Here is an 18,295-nt window from a genome sequence, read left to right on the forward strand (position 1 = left end):
TCCGGTCGGTTTCCGTAAACTCACCGGGGGATCGGCCCCTGGGCGGCCATCGGCTCTGTGCGAGGATCGTGGGGTGAGCACGCCCACCAGCAGAAGAGTCGGCCGCCCGCGGATCCAGAAGCGCCCTTCCAGCGGCCTCGAACCGCGCGACGAAGTCCTCGCCGCGGCAGCGGACTTGTTCACCACCCACGGCTACACCGCGACATCCACCCGGACGATCGCCGAACGGGCCGGCCTGCGCCAGGCTTCCCTCTACCACTACTTCGACGGCAAGGAAGCGATCCTCGCGGAGTTGCTCGAAGGGACCGTCCGGCCCTCCCTCGAAGTGGCGCGCGGCCTCGTGTCCCGCACGGAGGTGGCCCCGGAGGCGCGGCTGTGGGCTCTGTGCCACTCCGACGCGGCGCTGCTGTGCGGCGGCCCCCACAACCTCGGGGCGCTCTACCTGCTGCCGGAGGCGCAGACCGGCCGCTTCGCCGACTTCCACCGGGTCCGGGCCGAACTCAAGTCCTGCTACGACGAGTTGCTGGCCGCCACGGACATCTGCGCGTCCCTCGGCGCGGACGACCTGGCCCTGCACACGGACCTCGTCTTCGGACTCACCGAAAGCGTGATCCTCATCCGTCGCGCCGACTCCGACCGGGACCCGCGAGCCCTGGCGGTGGCGACGGCGGACGCCGCGTTGCGGGTGGCCGGCGTACCACAGCGTTCCCTGGCACGGCTGCGCCGTGAGGGGCGACAGCTCCTCGCGGCCCAGGGCTGACGGGGGCGGGCGGGCCTCCGCCTCTGCCCACGCTGTTCGACCGCCCTCGCCGTTCGACTGCCCTCGCCGTTCGACTGCCCTCGCCGTTCGACTGCCCTCGCTGTTCGACTGCCCTCGCCGTTCGACCGCCCGACCCTTCAGGACCGAGAGGCTCGAACACCCCTCGCCCCGGTCTTCCTCCCGCTCCGCGCCCCTTGTTCCGGCCGGGCCCGACGGCGGTGACGGTAGACCGCGCCGGTCGCGACCGTCGCGCCGAGAACCAGGACGGTGAACCACTGGAAGTACCAGTGGCCGCCGGCGGGGTCGTACACCGCGGTGCGCGGCCAGGCGAGGTTGACCGTCATGAGAAGCCCGTAGCCGAACGCGACCGCGTTGACGGGACGCCCCCAGCGGCCGAGGGAGAACAAGGGCCGGCCGAGCTCGTCGCTCCGGCCGTCGTTTGCCGGTGGCCACTCGCCCCTCAGCCGCCTGAACAGCATCGGTCCGGTGACCATCGCGTACGCCAGGTACACCATCGCGATGCAGGTCGTGCCGATGGCCAGAAAGGCCTGCGGCGACGAGAGGTTGAGCAGGAGCAGCAGTCCTGCCCCGACACCGACCACGGTCGCGGCCGTCCCGGGCATCCCGGTCCTGCGCGGCACCCGCGCCAGCCGTGCCGAGTACGGGAGGACGCCGTCGCGGGCCATGGAATAGAGCATGCGGGTCGCCGACGTCTGGATGGCCAGCGTCGCCGCGCAGATGGCCACGGCCACGTCGCCGAGCAGCACCCTGCCGAAGCCGTCGCCGAGCGTGCTGGTGAGCACGTACCCCAAACCCCCGGTCGCAAGGCGCCCGTCGGTGAGGGAGGGCGCGGCGAGCAGCCCTCCCAGCAGCAGGAGCCCGCCGCAGACACCGGAGGTGGTGAGGGCGGTGAGTGTCGTACGGGGGGCGGTGCGCCGCGGGTTGACGGTCTCCTCGCTCATCTCGCTCGCGCTCTCGAACCCGATGAGGACGTACGCGGCGGTGAACGAGCCGACGAGCAGCGCCGTGATCAGGCCGCCTTCACCGCCCGTGTGCAGGGTGACCGCGGGGCCGCGTTCCGCGTGAGTGGCGAGGAGCGTGACGATCAGGGCGATGCCGGCGATCTCGGCGGTGACACCGATCGTGTTGACGGCGGAGAGCGCCCGGTTGTCGGTGACGTTGAGGAGGGTGGTGAACACGAGCAGGACCACTCCGAGGAGAGCGGCGTTCGCGGCTCCACTCACCGTCGTGGGCGACGGATCGCCCCTCACGATCTGGAAGCCGGGCCAGACGGCGGGCAGGACCACCTGCAGCGCGAGAGCGGCGGCCGCCACGACCACGATCCGCCCGACCACCATGATCCAGCCCGCGTACCAGCCGAACGACGGAGTGCCGAGCCTGCTCGCCCACTGGTAGACGGCGCCCGAAATGGGCATCCGGGCGGCGAGTTCGGCGAAGCAGGCGGCGACGAGGAGCTGACCGACGAGAACGGCGGGCCAGGTCCAGAAGAAGAGCGGCCCGCCGAAGGAGAAGCCGAGCGAGAAGAACTGGAAGACCGTGGTCAGCACGGAGATGAAGGAGAACCCGGCTGCGAAGGACGCGTACCTCCCCATGCGGCGCCGCAGTTCCTGGGGATAGCCGAACGAAGCGAGGGAGTCGTCGGGCCGGCCCCCGTCCGCCGCGCCGGGCGGGGGAGGAGTGTGTGGGGTGGGATCGGTGGTCACGGTCATGGCGGGTCCCCTGTCGCGGATGCGGGTCCAGCGAATTTCTGTCGGGTGACAGAAATTAGGGACGCCTGGTTTCCCCCGCGTGTCACCGCCATGTCCCCGCCGTTAGTGACTCCTCTCCGGACGGAGGCCGGGGCGGAGTTCGCTCGCCGACGGCGGCGGCGAGTTCGAAGCCGTCGAATCGCCCTCGCCGTTCGGTGAGGACATGAGACCGGCGGCCGTCGTAGGGCCGAGGGCTTGCCGGCCCCCCCCGGACAGCGGACTCGGGCTCTCGTTCCAGATGTGGAGGCGCACTCGTCGAGGTTCACGCTGCCGGCGGGCGCGTCGTCGCGGGCGCTACCGGAAGGACGGGCTACCGGCGCCCACCGCGTGCCCGGATCCCGGTGTCATCGAGGAGCGGGACGCCGGGCGCGAGGCCGAGCCGTCCCGCGCGCGGGCAGTCCGGCGGGAAGGAAAAACGTTCGCTTGTCATAACCCACCTCCGGACTGCCTCGTTCCCTCTCATGGGTGCCGGACGTTCATGGCATCGATCATCCATCCGGAACAGGGAGTTCACGCGTGAGGCCTCAGGCCACCGACATGTGTCAGATCGCCGAACAGCGCCGGCCGGCCGCCCGTGGCAGAAGCGGCCAACGCGCTCCGACGGCGCCGGTCGCCCTGACGTCGGTCCCGCCCCTCGTCCGCCGGCGCAACGGCTCCGCCCTGCGCGCCGCGCTCGCCGCCGCGACCGAGGACACCATCATCTACGACCTGGAGGGCATCGGCCGCCAGTACGCCGCCCTGTGCGCCGAACTACCGGGTGTCGCCGTCCGGTTCGCCATGAAGGCGTGCCCGGTGGACGAGGTGCTCGATCACCTCGCCCGGCTCGGCTCCGGGTTCGACGCTGCCGGCCCGCAGGAGATCGCCCAGGCGCTGCGCACCGGGGTGGCCCCCGAAATGATCCACTACGGCAACACCGTCAAGTCCGACCGCAACATCGCCGATGCCTATCGGCTGGGTGTGCGCGACTTCGCGACCGACAGCCGGGAGGACGTCGCCGCGATCGCCGAACACGCCCCGGGATCAGCGGTGTTCTGTCGCATCGCGACCTCCGGCGACGGTGCGCTGTGGGGCTTGAGCCACAAGTTCGGCTGCTCGCCCGAGGACGGCCTGCGGGTACTCCTCGCCGCCCGTGACGCCGGACTGGTGCCTTCCGGCCTGTCGGTGCACGTCGGCTCCCAGCAGATGACGGCCGAAGCCTGGAGCGATGCGATCGGGACACTGGCCGGTTCGCTGGAGACGCTCAACCGGCACGGCATCGCTCTGGACCGGATCAATCTCGGCGGCGGACTGCCCGCCCTCGGCGTCCTCGACCGGCGCGGCCGGCCGCTGGAGCCGCCTCTGGACAAGATGTTCGCGGTGATGCGCGACGGTATGGAACGGCTGCGCGCCGTCAATGCCGCCCCGCTGTCCTTCCTGCTGGAGCCCGGCCGCCACCTGGTCGCCGACCACGGTGCGATCCGCGCGCACGTCGCCCGGCTCACCTCCCGCCGACGGGACGACGGTTCGCGTGAGAACTGGCTCTACCTCAGCTGCGGGAAGTTCAACGGCCTGTACGAGATGGATCAGTTGCAGTACCGGCTGGAGTTCCCGGCCGGTTCCCAGGGGCAGTTCGTCGACGCCGTGGTGGCCGGTCCGACGTGCGACAGTGATGACGCGTACGCCCAGGAGGGCGGCTTAGTGAGGGTCCCGCGCACCATCGCCTCAGGTGACCCGGTCTGGGTCCATTCCTGCGGTGCGTACGCCGTCGCCTACGCCACCCGGGGGTTCAACGGCTTCGCGCCACTGCCGTACACGTGCGTTGCCGGCCCGGCCCATGACGGAGAAGGCGTATGACCGGTACCAGGATCAGGCTCCTCCGGGAGGACGACTGGGACGCGGTGGTCGCGCTGGAGGAACGCGCCTACCGGGCGAGCGGCCTGACCGAGGGGCGGGAAACGCTGCGTTCCCGGCACCGAGTCTCGCCGTCGACCTGCTTCGTCCTGGAGTACGAGGGCGGCTTCGGCGGCTACCTGCTCGCACTGCCGTACCCGCTTCACCGGTGCCCCGACCTGAGCATGGCCGAGGGACGCGCGGTTCGGGGGAGCGGCCGGGAGAGCAACCTGCACCTCCACGACGTGGTGATCGCCGAGCGGGCGCGCGGACGGGGCCTGGCCCGCCGGATGCAGCGGCATCTGGAGGAGACCGGGCGTGCGGGCCACTACCGGACGCTCTCCCTGGTCGCCGTGCCGGGCTCGCGGGCACTGTGGGCCAGGCTGGGCTACCGCGCCCGGCCCGGGACCGCACTGCCTGCGAGCTACGGCACCGAGGCGGTGTACATGACCAAGCCGGTGGAAGCCGCGGTCACCGACTCCGCTCTCACACATCCTTTTGGAGCAGAAGCGGTCTGATCCAGTCATGGAAGTCCGCCGTCGCTGCCCGTGCGGGGACGGCGGACACGGCGTCCGGTCAGTACCGCCAGCGAACGGCTTCGATGACGTCCGCGTCGGTGTGCCCCGCGAACAACTCCGCCTCGGCCCGCCGGACGGCCAGCACGGCTTCGTGCAACTCGGGGCCGAGCGCCTCCCGTAGCAGGGAGGACTTCTCGAACGCGTCGGCGGCTTCCGGCAGACTCGCCGGAAGGCGCTCGGCATCGCCGAGAGCGGCGGGGTCGCCCAGGGTCTCGGGAGGCAGCGGCATACCCGCGTCGAGTCCGGCGAGTCCCGCGGCCAGCACCCCGCCGACCGCCAGGTACGGATTGGCGGCGGCGTCGAAACACTTGAACTCGGCGTTCGCCTGCCCTGCCGCCGTGCCGGTGATCAGACGCAGGGCGGCCTCGCGGTTCTCCAGGCCCCAGCAGCGGTAGGCACCGGCGAAGTGGGAGGGAACCAGACGCAGATAGGAGGCGACACTTGGCGCGCCGAGGGCGAGCAGGGCCGACAGCTCGGTGAGTGCCCCCGCGAAGAAGTGCTCGGCTTCGGGGTGCAGACCGTGACGGCCGGGGCCGCCGTTCCCGAGGTTCTGGCCCTGCCGCCAGAGACTGAGGTGCAGATGGCCGCCGTTGCCGATCGCACCCTCGGTGAACACGGGAGCGTACGAGACCCGCAGCCCGTGACGGGCGGAGACGGCCCGGACGGTGTGGCGTACCAGCATCGTGGTGTCGGCCGCCTCGACCGGTCCCTCGGCGGCTACCGAGACCTCGAACTGCCCGGCGGCGTACTCGGGGTGGAGTTGCAGCACGGTCAGGCCCTGCGCGGTGAGGGCGCGAAGCACCTCGCGCAGGTAGTCGGAGTGCTCGATGAAGCGGGTCATGCCGTAGCCGGGCGCGGAGGTCGCGGGGTCTCCGGCGGCGTCGGCCACCACCCACTCGATCTCGATCCCGGCGCGCACCGAGAGCCCGCGCCGCTCGACGGCCTCGGCGGCCCGGCGGGCGAAGCCCCGCTGGCAGCCGGGGTGTGGGGCGCCGTCCTGGGTGTACCGGTCGGCCGGAGCCCAGGCCCAGCCGGGCTGGGCGGCGAGCGGGGTGAGCCGGTCCAGGTCGGGAACGAGCCGCAGGTCACCCGTCGGGCCGGTACTCGACGCCGCGGTGGTGAAGGAGTCGTCCACCAGGGAGACGTCGAAGCAGGGAACCGCGCCGACACCGTGCTCGGCGGCGTGTCGGAGTTGGGCGAGCGGGACGGACTTCACGCGGGTGAGACCGGCGTTGTCGACCCAGCCGAACACCACCCCGTCGATTCCTTCGGCGGCGAGCTTGACTTCGGCCGCACGGGCCTGAGCGGCCCGCTCAGCCGGTGATTGCGTGGTGGTCATGCCGTCCATGCTGGCGTTCGCGGAGGCCGGATCGCCAGCAGCCGTCCGGGAGTTCACTCGTCCGTGGACCACCGGAGCCGCCGCGTGACACCCTGCCCGGGCCGACAGGGTCCACCAACTTCTGGCAGTCACGCGGGCGTTGTGGATCCGGATCGGTCAGGCATGCCGGAGGCAGAGGGAACCCCACTGGAAGCCCGCGCCGATGCCGGACAGCACGTAGGTGTCTCCGGGGAGCAGGGAACCTTCGGCGACGGCCGTGTGCAGTGCGGTGAACACACCGGCCGACCCGGTGTTGCCCAGTCGGTCGATGGTGACGGGGGCGCGCTCGCGCGGGACCCCCAGGGCAGCCGTGGTCTCGTTGAGGATGTTCAGGTTGGCCTGGTGCAGGAAGAAGTGCCGCACCTGGTCGATCGGCACGCCGGCGCGTCGAACGGCACTGGTGATGCTCTCGGGCAGGCGGGTGGTCGCCGCGTTCCAGACGGCGCGGCCGTCCATGGACAGATAGTGGTCCCCCGCGGCGACGGTGGCGGCGCTGGCGGGCATCCGGGAGCCTCCCGCGGGGATCTGGACGTCGTAGGACAGCTGGGAGCCCAGGCTGTAGGAGAGGAGGCCCGAACCAGGGCTGTCGGTGCGGGTGAGGACGACGGCCGCCGCGGCGTCTCCGAAGAAGACACCGGTGGTGCGGTCGGTGGGATCGGTGACCCTGGAGGCACAGTCGGCCGCGAGCAGCAGGACGGTGGTGATGGAAGGGTTCTGCAGGAGGTGGGCGGCGATCAGCATGGCCTGGATGCCTGAGGCGCAGGCGGCCGTCGTGACGTCCAGGGAGAGGGCGCGGTGGGCGCCGAGAGCTTCTTTCACGATGAGTGCGGTCGACAGGAGCGGCTGGTCCCAGGTGTAGGTGGCGACGATGACCGCGTCCAGCCGGCCGGGCTCGACACCGGCGGCTTCCAGCGCCGGGCGGGCGGCGGCGACACACATGTCGGACGTGGCCAGGTGCGGTGCCAGACGGCGGCGTTCGCGGATGCCGGTACGGCTGGTGATCCATGCGTCGCTGGTGTCCAGGGAGCGGACGAGCTCCTGGTTGGTGACGACGGTCGGCGGCAGGTGGATTCCCGTCGCGGCGATGGCGAACGGTACGGACAGGCCCGCACCGGTCTGATGGAGAAGGGGCTGCTCCGGGGCGACGGTCATGTCACGGCGCTCCGCCCGGGGGTCGCCCGCACTCCTCGAAGAATTCCCATGTTCCGTATCTCTCCATTGACAGGTAATTGGCCCCGCGTAGACGGGCGTCGAATTCGAATTCGCCGCATCATCTCATGGGGATCAGGTCTTGGGATCACGCTTTAATTCGATAGCGTGATGAATTGTCTGATCGCTTGACGTGTAATTCCCGGGAATGGGTGTCGCCCTCCGCGGGGGCATCCGCCGGGACCCGTCGCAGACCCTGAACAGCCCGGGTCCCTCGCCCGGTCGATCGGGCACCTGCCGGAGGGAATCACGAAAACCTCCTCGGGCCCCCGCCGCCGGGGCGGCCCGCGTTCCGCGGCGATGCGATGCGGGAGGAGGGCGGCGGGGATGCGTCCGGGGCCGGGTTCAGGACGACCTCTGCCTGGGCAGGGAGGCCCGCAGGGACGGTACGGAGGCGAGCAGCGCCCGGGTGTAGGGGTGGCCCGGTGCGCGCAGGATCGTCGCGGTGGGAGCGATCTCGACGATCCGGCCGTGCCGCATGACCGCCACGACGTCCGAGACGTGGCAGACCGCCGGCAGGTTGTGGCCGATGAAGAGCATGGAAAGGCCGAGCCGTCGCTGGAGTTCACGCATCGTGTTGAGGACGGAGGCCTGCACCGAGACGTCGAGCGCCGAGGTGACCTCGTCGGCGATCAGCAGGCCGGGCCCGACGGACAGGGCGCGGGCCAGGGCGACCCGCTGTCGCTGGCCTCCGGACAACTGGCGCGGCAGACGATCGGCGAGCCGCGGATCCAGTCCGACCAGGCCGAGCAGCTCGTCGACGCGCTCGGCGCGGGCGGCCCGGTCGAGCCGGCGGAAGACCGTGGCGGCCTCGACGAGCGCCTGACGAGCCGTCATCCGAGGGTCGAGCGCGGTGTCCGGGTCCTGGCGGACGATCTGGACCAGGCGGCCGAGCCGCCGCCGGTCGCCGACGGTGCGGGTGCGGACCTCGCGGCCGTCGACCAGAACCCGGCCTCTGTGTACGGGAACGAGGCCGACGATCGCGCCGGCCAGGCTCGACTTCCCCGATCCGGATTCCCCCACGAGACCGAGGGTGGTGCCGGACGGGATCTCCAGCGAGACACCGTCCACGGCGGCGGGGGACTCCCGGGGGCCGGGGTGGCGGACGGTCAGGTCGATCACCTGAAGAGTGGTCATGACGCCGGCACCGTCTCAGGGGCCGCCGCCGGGACCGGATGCCAGCAGGCGACCCGGTGGCGGACCCCGATGTCCTCCAGCCGGGGAGCCTGCTCGGCGCAGCGGTCCTGGCGGCGCGGGCAGCGAGGCTCGAACGGGCACCCCGCCGCGGGCGCGAGCGGATCGGGCGGCGCGCCCTCGACGGTCGGCAGCGGTCGGCCCCGGTCGGCGGTGAGGTCCGGTACGGATGCGATCAGGGCCCGGGTGTAGGGATGCCGGGCTCCGTCGGCGAGGCGGTCCACGGGCAGGGCTTCGACCAGGGTGCCCGCGTATATCACCAGGATCCGCTCGCAGAACTCGCCCACGAGCGCGACGTCGTGGCTGATGAACAGGATCGCCGCGGACGTGTCCCGCCGGAGGTCGGTGAGCAACTGGGTGATCTGGCGCTGCACGGTGACATCGAGCGCCGTGGTCGGTTCGTCGGCGATGATCAGACCCGGCCGCACCATCAGCCCCGAGGCGATCATCACCCGCTGGCGCTGGCCGCCCGAGAGCTGGTGAGGACGGGAGCGCAGCAGCGCCGGGGGCAGGGCCACGCGGGCCAGGGCGTCGGCGGCGTCCGCGGCGGCCTGAGCACGGCTCGCACCCCGGTGCGCCCGGACCGCCTCGGTGAGCTGGGTGCCGATGCGGAGGGACGGGTTGAGCGCCGAGGCCGGGTTCTGGAAGATCATCGACAGGCCCGTCGCGAGGTGCCGGTCCCGTTCCTTCGGCGTCAGGGTGGAGAGGTCCTTCCCGAGCAGGCGCAGCGTGCGCCTCGACGCCCGGGCACCGTACGGGAGCAGGTCGGCGACGGCGAGCGCGGTGAGCGACTTGCCCGACCCCGATTCGCCGACCAGGCCGACGATCTCGCCCGGCCGCAGAGACAGAGTCACCCCGCGCACCGGCCGGATCGTCCCGTCGGGGGTGGGGAGTTCCACGGTGAGGTCCTCGACCTGAAGGACCAGCCCGTCCTCGGCCGGACCACTCGGAGCGGGCACCTGTGCGGGGTCGCGCCGCACCGGCCCGCGCCGTGCGACGTTGCCGGCCAGGACCTCCCCGAGCAGCTGGAAGGCCAGAGCCGCGTAGAGGATGGCCAGGCCGGGGGCGAGCGCCGGCACCGGCTCGGCGTAGATCCGGTCGAGTCCCTGGCTCAGCAGCTGACCCCAGTCGTAGCCCGGCGGCTGGACGCCCAGTCCGAGGAAGCTCAGCCCCGAGAGCGCGACCAGCGCGGTGCCCCCCGCGGTGCTGACGCTCAGGAGCAGCGGCTCCGCGATGTTGGGCAGGACGTGCCGCCACAGCAGGCGGTGGCGGCGCAGGCCGAGCACTCTGGCCGTGACCAGGTGATCGGTGCCCGCGACGCCTGCGGCGAGGGTCTGGGCGAGTCGGGCGAACCCCGGAACGGCCGCCGCCGCGAGGGCCAGCACCGCCCCGGTGGCGCCCGCGCCGAACACGACCGCGAGGAACATCGCGACGAGCAGTGCCGGGAAGGCGAGCAGGAGGTTGATCAGCCCGCCGGTCAGCCGACGGCCGCGTCGCCCGAGGACGGCGGTGCACGCCCCGAGGAGGACTCCCGCACTCGCGCCGAGCAGCACCGCCGCCAGCGCGAGCAGCAAGGAGGGGCGGGTGGCCGTCACGATGCGGGCGAGCAGGTCCCGGCCGAGGCCGTCGGTGCCGAACGGATGCACCGCGGAGGGACCCTGGAGCACGGCCGACGGGTCCGGACGGTCGGCTGCCGAGCCCCAGAGCGGAGGGCCGGCCAGAGCGAGCACGACGAGCGACGCCAGCATGACGGCGGTGGCCCAGGCCATGGGAGAGCGCGGAAGTACGGACAGGGGCCTCATGGTCACATCTCCCGGATCGCCGAGCGGGGGTCGAGCAGGGTGAGCAGTACGTCCACCAGAAGGCCGGCGAACAGCACGGTGCTACCGAGCACCAGAACCATGGCCTGGACCACCGGGTAGTCCTGTGCGACCACGGACTGGGCCATGGCGGAGCCGATGCCGGGCCAGGCGAAGACCTTCTCGACGAGCACGGTGCCGGCGATCAGACCGGGCAGCAGGCTTCCGGCGACGGTGAGTGCGGCGGACGCCATGTTCGGCGCCGCGTGCCGGAGGTAGCGGCGTGCGGAGGACAGCCGTTTGCTCCTGGCCGTGCGCAGGTAGTCCTCGTTCAGCACCTTCAGCGCTTCCACCCGGACGATGCGCAGGAGTACGGCGGTGGGGGCGAGGAAGAGCGCGAGGACGGGCAGGACGAGCGACTCGGCGCCCGCCGCCCCGGCCACCGGGAGCAGTTGCAGGCCGACGGCCAGCAGCGCGGTGAGTCCGGCGGCCAGGACGAAGTCCGGCACACCCGTCAGACCGGCGGTGACCGCCGTGAACACCAGCTCGGTGCGCGGACGCCGGCCGTCACGGGTGCGGACGGCGGCCAGCAGGCCGCCGGGCAGGGCGACGGCGAGGGTGGCCAGGAAGGCGAGGACGGCGATCTCCAGGGTGGCGGGCAACCGGGTGCGGACCAGCTCGGCGACCGGTGCGCCCGTGACCAGCGACGTACCGAGGTCACCGTGCAGCAGGCCGTCGAGGTAGTGGCGGTACTGGGACAGGAAGGGGGTGTCGAGCCCGAGGTCGTGCCTGCGGGCGGCCACAAGCCCGGGGGAGGCGTCGACGCCGAGAGCGGCCCGGACCGGGTCGCCGGGAATGAGGCGGATCATCGCGAAGGACGCGGTGACCACGACTCCCAGGGAGAGGAGCAGCCGGACACCGCGGCGGCCGAGGAACGCGGTCCACGGGTGCCGCAACAGCTGGGATGCAGACATGGTGGGCCCCAGATCACTGGTGGAGGCGGATGCTGGTGGGAACGAGCCGACCGCCGAAGGTGGTGGCGAACGTGGTGCGGTAGCCGTACAGGCTGCTGCTCCCCTGGGCGATCGGCAGCGCGTCGGCCGAGCGGAAGAGAGCGGCGGCGGCCCGGTTCCAGGTGCCGCATCCCGACGTGTCGGTCTCCCGGAGAGCCCGTGAGACCAGGGCGTCGTACTCGGGATTGGCCACCCCCGCGAAGTTGAGGCCCCGGGCAGGGGTGGGGCCGGAGAAGAAGGAGACGAAGCCGACCGGCAGCGCGAACCCCGGCGTGCTGCCGACCACCACGTCGAACTCGGCGCTCTGGTACATGGCGTTGACGAGGGCCGGCAGGCTCTCGGAGACCAGGTCGACCTCGGCGCCGAGCGCCGTCCACTCCCGGGCCATGAGCTCGGCGACCGAGACCAGGGTCGGGCCGAGGTCGGGACTGGTGAGCAGGCGGAGCCGGAGCGGTCGGCCCTTCCTGGTGAGCGGGCCGTCGGCGGACCGGGTCCAGCCGGCTGCCCGCAGGGCCTCGGGGGCGTCGCGCGAGGGCAGATGGGCGTCGGCCAGGTCGGCGTGGCAGACGGAGCCCTCGGCGCCGAAGTCGGTGGCGGGTCTCCCGGTGCCGCCGACGGCGACATTGGCGAGCCCCCATCGGTCGAGGGCGGAGACCAGGGCGCGGCGCAGTGCCCGGTCGGAGAGCACCCGCCCGGGACGCTGATTGAAGAAGGTCAGCCCGACCACGGTCGCCACGTCGGTGGTGGACAGGCCGCGTCCGGCGAGCCGGGCGCGGTCCGGCCCGCTCACACCGGCGATGTCGATGCCCCCGGTGAGCAGCAGGTTCGCCGCCGTGGACGCCTGCGGCACCACCGAGAGGACGATGTGCGCGGGGAGGCCGGGTTCCCTGGTCGTCGCCCCGGAGGGGCCCCAGGAGTAGCCGTCGCGGACGGTGAACTCGTACGGTCCGCCGGGGGTGTAGCGGGTCAGTACGTAGGGACCGGTGCCCTGGGTGGTGCGGTCCAGCGCATCGGGCCGGTCGAGTCCCGCGGGGCAGACGATCGGCAGCAGACCGATGGTGCGGGTGAGGAACGGGAAGGGGGCGACGGCGGTCGCCGACACCGTGCCGCTCCCGTCGTCGGCGCTCGCTTCGAACGGGACGTTCGGCAGGACCGTCCGGGCGCCGGCGAGCTGGTTGGCCGGGTCGCCCGCGTAGGTGAGTGCGCGGGCCACCGCCGAGGCGGTGAGCTCGGTGCCGTCGGAGCAGGTGACGCCCGGACGGAGGGTGAAGGTGGCCGTGGTGGCCGTGGCCCGCCAGGAGGTGGCCAGGCCGGAGACCAGGCCACCGCCGGGTGTCAGGTTGACCAGGGAGTCGTAGGCGTAGTGGGCCTGGGAGGCGCCGAACGCGGAGTACGGGTCGAAGCTCGGGGTCTCGCTGGTCCCGGCGATCCGGACGGTGCCGCCGATCACCAGCGGGGTGGTGGTCGAGGAGGTGGCGGCTTCGCCGCAACCGCCCAGGGCGACGGCGGAGACGGCGAGGGCAGCCGCCAGGGCGGCCGGCGGGGAGCGTCGGAACATGGCGTCATGGTGTCACCGGGCTTTCGGTACTGGTCATCCAACTGGCTTGTGCGGTAAGGGCGTTCGAATGGCCCGAGCCGCCTGACAGCTGGGCGGTGAGCTGGCGGGGGCTGCGGGGCGTCCGATTCTGGTTCACCCGTACGGGGGAGTGTCGGGGGCCGCCATGCCCATCGGCGGGGACGGGGGCGGAGTGCCGCCTCGTCATGGCCGCGGCGTGGGTGTCGCGGAGCAGGGAACCGAGGGGGAAGGTAATCGGATAATCCTATTCAGCACTTTTGGAGGTGGCGCGGTTGAAGGGTTACGCGCAAAAGCCATGAACACTCGCACGAGTGAACAGGGGGGAGCTGTTTGGTCCAGACGGGTGTGATTCCACTACGGTGATCACGGGATCGGATGGTGAGTTCCGGCATCCGGGAATTCTGATGCGCCAGGTGAGTCCCGGATATTCGAGAGTGAATCCCGCCCGGCCGTGCGCTGCTCCGGTTTCGTCACGCCCGGGTTCCCTGTCATACGTATGCGTGGAGAGGATGGAGAATCATGCCGCCAGTAGTCCCGCCATTCCTGATCGGCCTCATCGTCGCGCCGCTGGCCAAGCGCCTGCTCAAGCCGCTGGTGAGCGGAGTCGTCAGGACATCCGTCGGTATCGCCATGGAGGTGAAGAAGGCGGCCCAGGAGGCCGGGGAGAACATGCACGACCTCGCGGCCGAGGTGGCCGCCGACGTGGTGGCCGCCCAGATCGCGGCCAGTGAGACCGAAGGGCACTCCGTCGTCGGCCAGCGTGCCGCCGCCAAGGACGCACCCGCCGACCGCACCGAAGGGGACGCGAGGACCCCGAAGATCCGTGCGACCGCCGCCGGCAAGTCCCACTGACGGCCCGTAGGAACCAGGGCCGCCGCCAGGCGCGCACGCCGATCGATCTCGGCCGTGTTTCGGAAGTCCCGCCTGTCGGGCGACGCCCGGTACGCGCTTTCGTCGCGACGTCGGGATCACCCCGATGCATCCAGTGTCGGGGCGACCCCCCCGCCCTGCGATCGCACGCACCGGACGACGACTGACCCGCCCTCCGGGCGGACGTCGCTCCTTCCGGAACACGCCCTGGGCGGAGCGCGCTCGGGCGGCGGCCGTTGGCAGGCCGTTCGACCGCAGAGATCCGCCGTTCAGACTTTCCCGCTCCATCGCCGCATTCCGTCGTGACCATGACGGACTCCCGCGACCTCCGCAAACAGGTGATCGTACACATGCCATCGCTACTGGGTGCCCCAGCCGGATTCCGCTCCCTGGAATTGGGCGCGAGCCCGCGCTCGGTCATCCCGGGCCGCCAGCGCTGGGACGTCGAGCTGGTGCTCGGACGTCCCCGGACGGCCGAGATCCTCGCCGCCGTGCTGCGTCGCGTTCCCGGGATCACCGAGGCCCGGGCCAACCCGGTCACCGGTGGGGTGCTCGTCCGGCACGACGCGCGGCTGCGCGCCGCGGACATCGGCCGGATCATCCGCGGAGCGGTCACCCGGGTCGCGGAGAACGCGACCGGAGGGGGACACCCGGCACGGGCGGCCGGCCCCGCCGTCGCCCCGGCCCCGCGGGCGGACCACGGCCCGGTCGTGCGCCCGGTGCTCGCCGTCGGCGGCGGCATCGTGGCCGGGGTCGCGCTGATCAAGGGGGCCGCGAGGGGAAGGCAGTTGGTGGCGGCGGGCGGGGTTGCCGCAGCGACCGCGTTCGTCCTTCGGGAAGCCTGGCGCAAAACGGCCGGGGCGTCCCGGCACGCGGCCGGGACCAGTGCCGAGCGCCACCCGCTGCTGGAGATCGTCGGTCCGCACCGCCGCCGCCTCTACCGGGCCGCCGCCCTCTCCGTCGCCTGCCAGGCCGCTGAGATGGCGCTCGGCACCTTCCTCGGCTGGACCGGTCTCGTCCTCATCAAGGGCGAGGCGGCTCCGCTGGCCGGCCTCGGCCTGACCACGGCTTCGGCCCAACTCCTGGGCCTGGCAGGGCTGGTGGCCGCCGCATGTGCCGCGGTGGCCGGTCTCTCCTACGCCTCGAACCTCCAATGGCGCCGACTCGGCCAGGACATCGAGCACGACTGGCGGAGCCGCACCTACCGGCACGTCCAGCACCTCGAACTGGCCCACCTGGAGGGCGAGCGGACCAGCCGGGTGACCGGCGCGCTCACCAACGACGTCGGCCAGCTGGGGGCCTTCTTCGCCGGCCCGGCCAATGACGTGCTGCAACTCGGCACCAGCATCGCCGTCCTGGTGCCCGCGTTCCTTCTGCTGGCACCGCAGATCGCCTGGATCGCCTTCCTGCCGATTCCGATCGTCGCCTGGCTCTCACTGCGCCACCAGGGCGAGGCCGCGGCAACCTACGCCGCCACCGGGGAGCAGCGGGCCAGGCTGGGCAGCCAGGTGATCAACTCGCTCGAAGCGGGTGCGACCGTCAAGAGCTTCTGCACCGAGGAGTACGAGGCGACACGCGTCGACGAGCTGAGCGAATCGGTGCAGGAGCGCAGCCGGCAGGCAGACCGGACCACGATCCGCCACGTCGAGACCGTACGGGCATGGACCACCGCGTCCATGGCCGGCACCCTTCTGATCGGCGGTCGGTCGGTGCTCAACGGCACGCTGCGCTTCGAGGTGTTCAGCCCGCTGATCGGACTGCCCCAGATGCTGCTGATGCGGATGAGTCGGCTCGGCGGCATCGCCGACCAGTACCAGCGCACCCTCGCGTCCTACGACCGGGTCCAGCGCCTGCGCGCCCTGCCCGTCGAGGCCGACAGCGGCGACGGGCAGCTCGAACTCGCCGAAGTGCGGGGCGAGATCGTCCTCGACGGGGTCACCTTCGCCTACCCCGGCCGCCCGGCGACACTGGAGGACCTCTCCCTGACCATCCCGGCCGGGCAGGTGACCGCCCTGGTGGGAGCCACCGGCTCGGGCAAGACGACGATCGCCAAACTGCTGATGCGCTACCAGGACGCGGAGTCGGGCCGGGTGCTGCTCGACGGGCAGGACGTCCGGGACCTGCGGCGCCACGACCTGCGCCACGCCGTCGGCTTCGTCGCGCAGGATCCGTTCCTCTTCGACGGCAGCATCGCCGACAACATCCGCTACGGCACCTTCGGCGCCTCGCACGAGGACGTGGTCCGGGCCGCCGCCATGGCCGAGGCGCACACCTTCGTCGCGACCCTGCCCGACGGCTACGACACCGTGATCGGTGAACGCGGCGCCACCCTCTCCGGCGGCCAGCGGCAGCGGATCGCCCTGGCGCGCGCGATCCTCAAGGACTCCCCGGTCGTCATCCTCGACGAGGCCACCTCCGCCGTGGACAACGAGACCGAGGCCGCCATCCAGCGCACGCTGCGCAGCTTCGCGGCGGACCGGACGATGATCGTCATCGCGCATCGCCTCTCCACGGTCCGCCACGCCGACCGGATCTACGTCATGGACAAGCGCGGCATCGTCGCCGAGCAAGGCACCCACGACGAACTCCTCGCCCAGCACGGGCTCTACGCATCCCTCTGGCAGCTCCAGGCCGGCGAGATCGCCGCCTGACCCGCAGACGCGCCGCCCCCTCGCCGACCACGTGACACACACCGTGACCGGCGCCGGTGGCACGCCCTGCGCGCATGCCCACCCATACTTCTGGAGGTACCCCCATGTCCCGTCGTGACGGCGACGTCCTTTCCCTGACCGCGGCCCAGCGGGAGATCTGGCTCGCCGAGCAGAGCTCCCGGACGCCGATCCCGGGCTTCCGTGTCGGCGAGTGCCTGGAGATCCACGGGCCGGTCGATCCGGAGGTGTTCGACGCCGCGCTGCGCCTGGTCGTGGACGAGGTCGACGCCCTGCACGTGACCTTTGCCGACGACGGCGACGGCCCGTGCCAGATCCTCCGCGAGACCTGGGACTGGGCGCCCGCCCACCTCGACTTCGGATCGGAGCCGGATCCCCGGGCGACGGCCGTGCAATGGATGGAACGGGACCTGGCCCGCCCGTTAAACCTCACCCGTGACCCGCTGTTCGGCCACGCGCTGATCCGGCTGTCACCGACGGAGTTCCTCTGGTACCTCAACTACCACCACCTGGTGCTGGACGCGATCAGCGGTTCCATGGTCCGTCAGCGGGTCGGCGAGGTGTACTCGGCCCTGGCCGAGGGCGGCGACGTACCGCCCTGCCCGTTCGGCTCCCTCCGGGACCTGGTCGACAGCGACGCCGACTACCGCTCGTCGGCCGACTTCACCGCCGACCGCGCCTACTGGACCGGGCGCTTCGCCGATCTGCCCGCTCCGACACGGCTCACCGACACCTCCGCGACCGACCCGCACCAGGCCCTGCGCCTGGCCGGGGAGCGGGAACTGAGGAGCCCCGAGGCATTGCGTGCCGCGGCCGGCCGGGCCGGTGTCCGGTGGTCCCGTGTGGTCATCGCCGCGACGGCCCTCTACGCCCACCGGCTGAGCGGCGCCCAGGACGTGGTGCTCGCCCTTCCCGTCACCGCCCGCCGGGGCTCCGGGCGCAGCCTGCTGTCCGTGCCCGGAACCATGTCCAACGTGGTGCCCCTGCGGCTGACCGTGCGCCCCGACATGCCCTGGGGCGAACTCGTCGCCCAAGCGGCCCGGGAGGTCGAGTCGGCCGTCGCGCACGAGCGCTACCGCAGCGAGGACCTGCTGCGCGACCTCGGCGCCCCCGGAAGTATCGGTACGGCCTTCCCGCTGATCGTCAACATCATGGCCTTCAACGCGAGGCCGAGCTTCGCGGGGCACCCCGCCTCGGTGCACCACTTCGTGTCGGGGTCGACCACCGACCTGGCCGTCTGGGTGTTCGACTACCGGGACGGCACCCCACCGCTCCTCAGGCTGCACGGCGCGCCGGAGGCATACGCCGACGACGACCTCGCCGCGCACCAGGAGCGGCTGCTCGCCCTGCTCGACGCCGTCGCGGAGTGCGACCCGGGCAGGACGGTGGGCGGGATGGAGCTGCTGCCCGCCGAGGACCGCCGTGAGCTGGCGGTTCTGGGTACGGGTCCGGTGGCGGAGCCGTTCACCGAGGGTCTGCTGGAGTTGTTCCGGGCGCGGGTGGGTGCGGTTCCGGGCGAGTGTGCGGTGGTGGCCGCGGATGTGTCGTTGACGTTCGCGGAGTTGGATGTGCGGGCGAATCGTCTGGCGCATGCGCTGTTGGCTCGGGGTG

Annotated in this window: 13 protein-coding genes; 6 read left to right on the forward strand and 7 right to left on the reverse strand. The window is 72.0% G+C overall.

Annotation, left to right across the window (positions count from 1 at the left end; translation table 11 throughout):
* Positions 1-73 precede the first annotated feature (73 nt).
* Positions 74-760, forward strand: coding sequence for a TetR/AcrR family transcriptional regulator (locus tag ACWCSV_RS32090; RefSeq protein ID WP_451148322.1), 687 nt, complete (start codon positions 74-76; stop codon positions 758-760).
* A gap of 137 nt (positions 761-897) precedes the next feature.
* Here ACWCSV_RS32090 and ACWCSV_RS32095 read toward each other — a convergent pair whose 3' ends face one another.
* Complete coding sequence (locus ACWCSV_RS32095; RefSeq protein ID WP_451148324.1) at positions 898-2,490, reverse strand: amino acid permease; 1,593 nt, start codon at positions 2,488-2,490, stop codon at positions 898-900.
* A 555-nt stretch (positions 2,491-3,045) separates the two neighbouring features.
* On the opposite strand from ACWCSV_RS32095, the gene ACWCSV_RS32100 reads away from it, so the two are divergent.
* The gene (locus tag ACWCSV_RS32100) at positions 3,046-4,362 is read left to right on the forward strand and encodes a type III PLP-dependent enzyme (RefSeq protein ID WP_451148326.1); all 1,317 of its coding nucleotides are present in this window, start codon (positions 3,046-3,048) and stop codon (positions 4,360-4,362) included.
* On the forward strand, positions 4,359-4,916 hold the full coding sequence (locus tag ACWCSV_RS32105) for a GNAT family N-acetyltransferase (RefSeq protein ID WP_451148328.1): 558 nt from the start codon (positions 4,359-4,361) through the stop codon (positions 4,914-4,916). Before ACWCSV_RS32100 ends, ACWCSV_RS32105 begins: the two co-directional genes overlap by 4 nt.
* A 58-nt stretch (positions 4,917-4,974) precedes the next feature.
* On the opposite strand, the gene ACWCSV_RS32110 is transcribed toward ACWCSV_RS32105, so the two are convergent.
* The 6 genes from ACWCSV_RS32110 to ACWCSV_RS32135 form a co-directional block, all read right to left on the reverse strand.
* Positions 4,975-6,315 (reverse strand): glutamine synthetase family protein, encoded by a 1,341-nt coding sequence (locus tag ACWCSV_RS32110; protein WP_451148330.1) that lies wholly within the window; start codon positions 6,313-6,315, stop codon positions 4,975-4,977.
* Positions 6,316-6,471: 156 nt separating this feature from the next.
* Positions 6,472-7,506 (reverse strand): 3-oxoacyl-ACP synthase III family protein, encoded by a 1,035-nt coding sequence (locus ACWCSV_RS32115; protein WP_451148332.1) that lies wholly within the window; start codon positions 7,504-7,506, stop codon positions 6,472-6,474.
* A 402-nt stretch (positions 7,507-7,908) separates the two neighbouring features.
* Positions 7,909-8,700 (reverse strand): ABC transporter ATP-binding protein, encoded by a 792-nt coding sequence (locus ACWCSV_RS32120; RefSeq protein ID WP_451148334.1) that lies wholly within the window; start codon positions 8,698-8,700, stop codon positions 7,909-7,911.
* Complete coding sequence (locus ACWCSV_RS32125; protein ID WP_451148336.1) at positions 8,697-10,526, reverse strand: dipeptide/oligopeptide/nickel ABC transporter permease/ATP-binding protein; 1,830 nt, start codon at positions 10,524-10,526, stop codon at positions 8,697-8,699. The genes ACWCSV_RS32120 and ACWCSV_RS32125 overlap by 4 nt, the downstream gene beginning before the upstream one ends.
* A 35-nt stretch (positions 10,527-10,561) precedes the next feature.
* Positions 10,562-11,530, reverse strand: a complete 969-nt coding sequence (locus tag ACWCSV_RS32130) for an ABC transporter permease (protein WP_451148338.1) — start codon at positions 11,528-11,530, stop codon at positions 10,562-10,564.
* 13 nt (positions 11,531-11,543) lie between these two features.
* Positions 11,544-13,127: an ABC transporter substrate-binding protein gene (locus ACWCSV_RS32135; RefSeq protein WP_451148340.1), complete on the reverse strand. Its 1,584-nt coding sequence runs from the start codon at positions 13,125-13,127 to the stop codon at positions 11,544-11,546.
* A 537-nt stretch (positions 13,128-13,664) separates the two neighbouring features.
* Between ACWCSV_RS32135 and ACWCSV_RS32140 the strand changes: the two genes are divergently transcribed.
* The 3 genes from ACWCSV_RS32140 to ACWCSV_RS32150 form a co-directional block, all read left to right on the forward strand.
* Complete coding sequence (locus ACWCSV_RS32140; RefSeq protein ID WP_451148342.1) at positions 13,665-13,997, forward strand: DUF5132 domain-containing protein; 333 nt, start codon at positions 13,665-13,667, stop codon at positions 13,995-13,997.
* 368 nt (positions 13,998-14,365) lie between these two features.
* The gene (locus tag ACWCSV_RS32145) at positions 14,366-16,666 is read left to right on the forward strand and encodes an ATP-binding cassette domain-containing protein (protein ID WP_451148344.1); all 2,301 of its coding nucleotides are present in this window, start codon (positions 14,366-14,368) and stop codon (positions 16,664-16,666) included.
* 104 nt (positions 16,667-16,770) lie between these two features.
* Positions 16,771-18,295, forward strand: a 1,525-nt coding sequence (locus tag ACWCSV_RS32150; protein WP_451148346.1) for a condensation domain-containing protein, incomplete at its 3' end; no start/stop codon positions are given.

Source organism: Streptomyces sp. NPDC001770, from assembly GCF_053596135.1.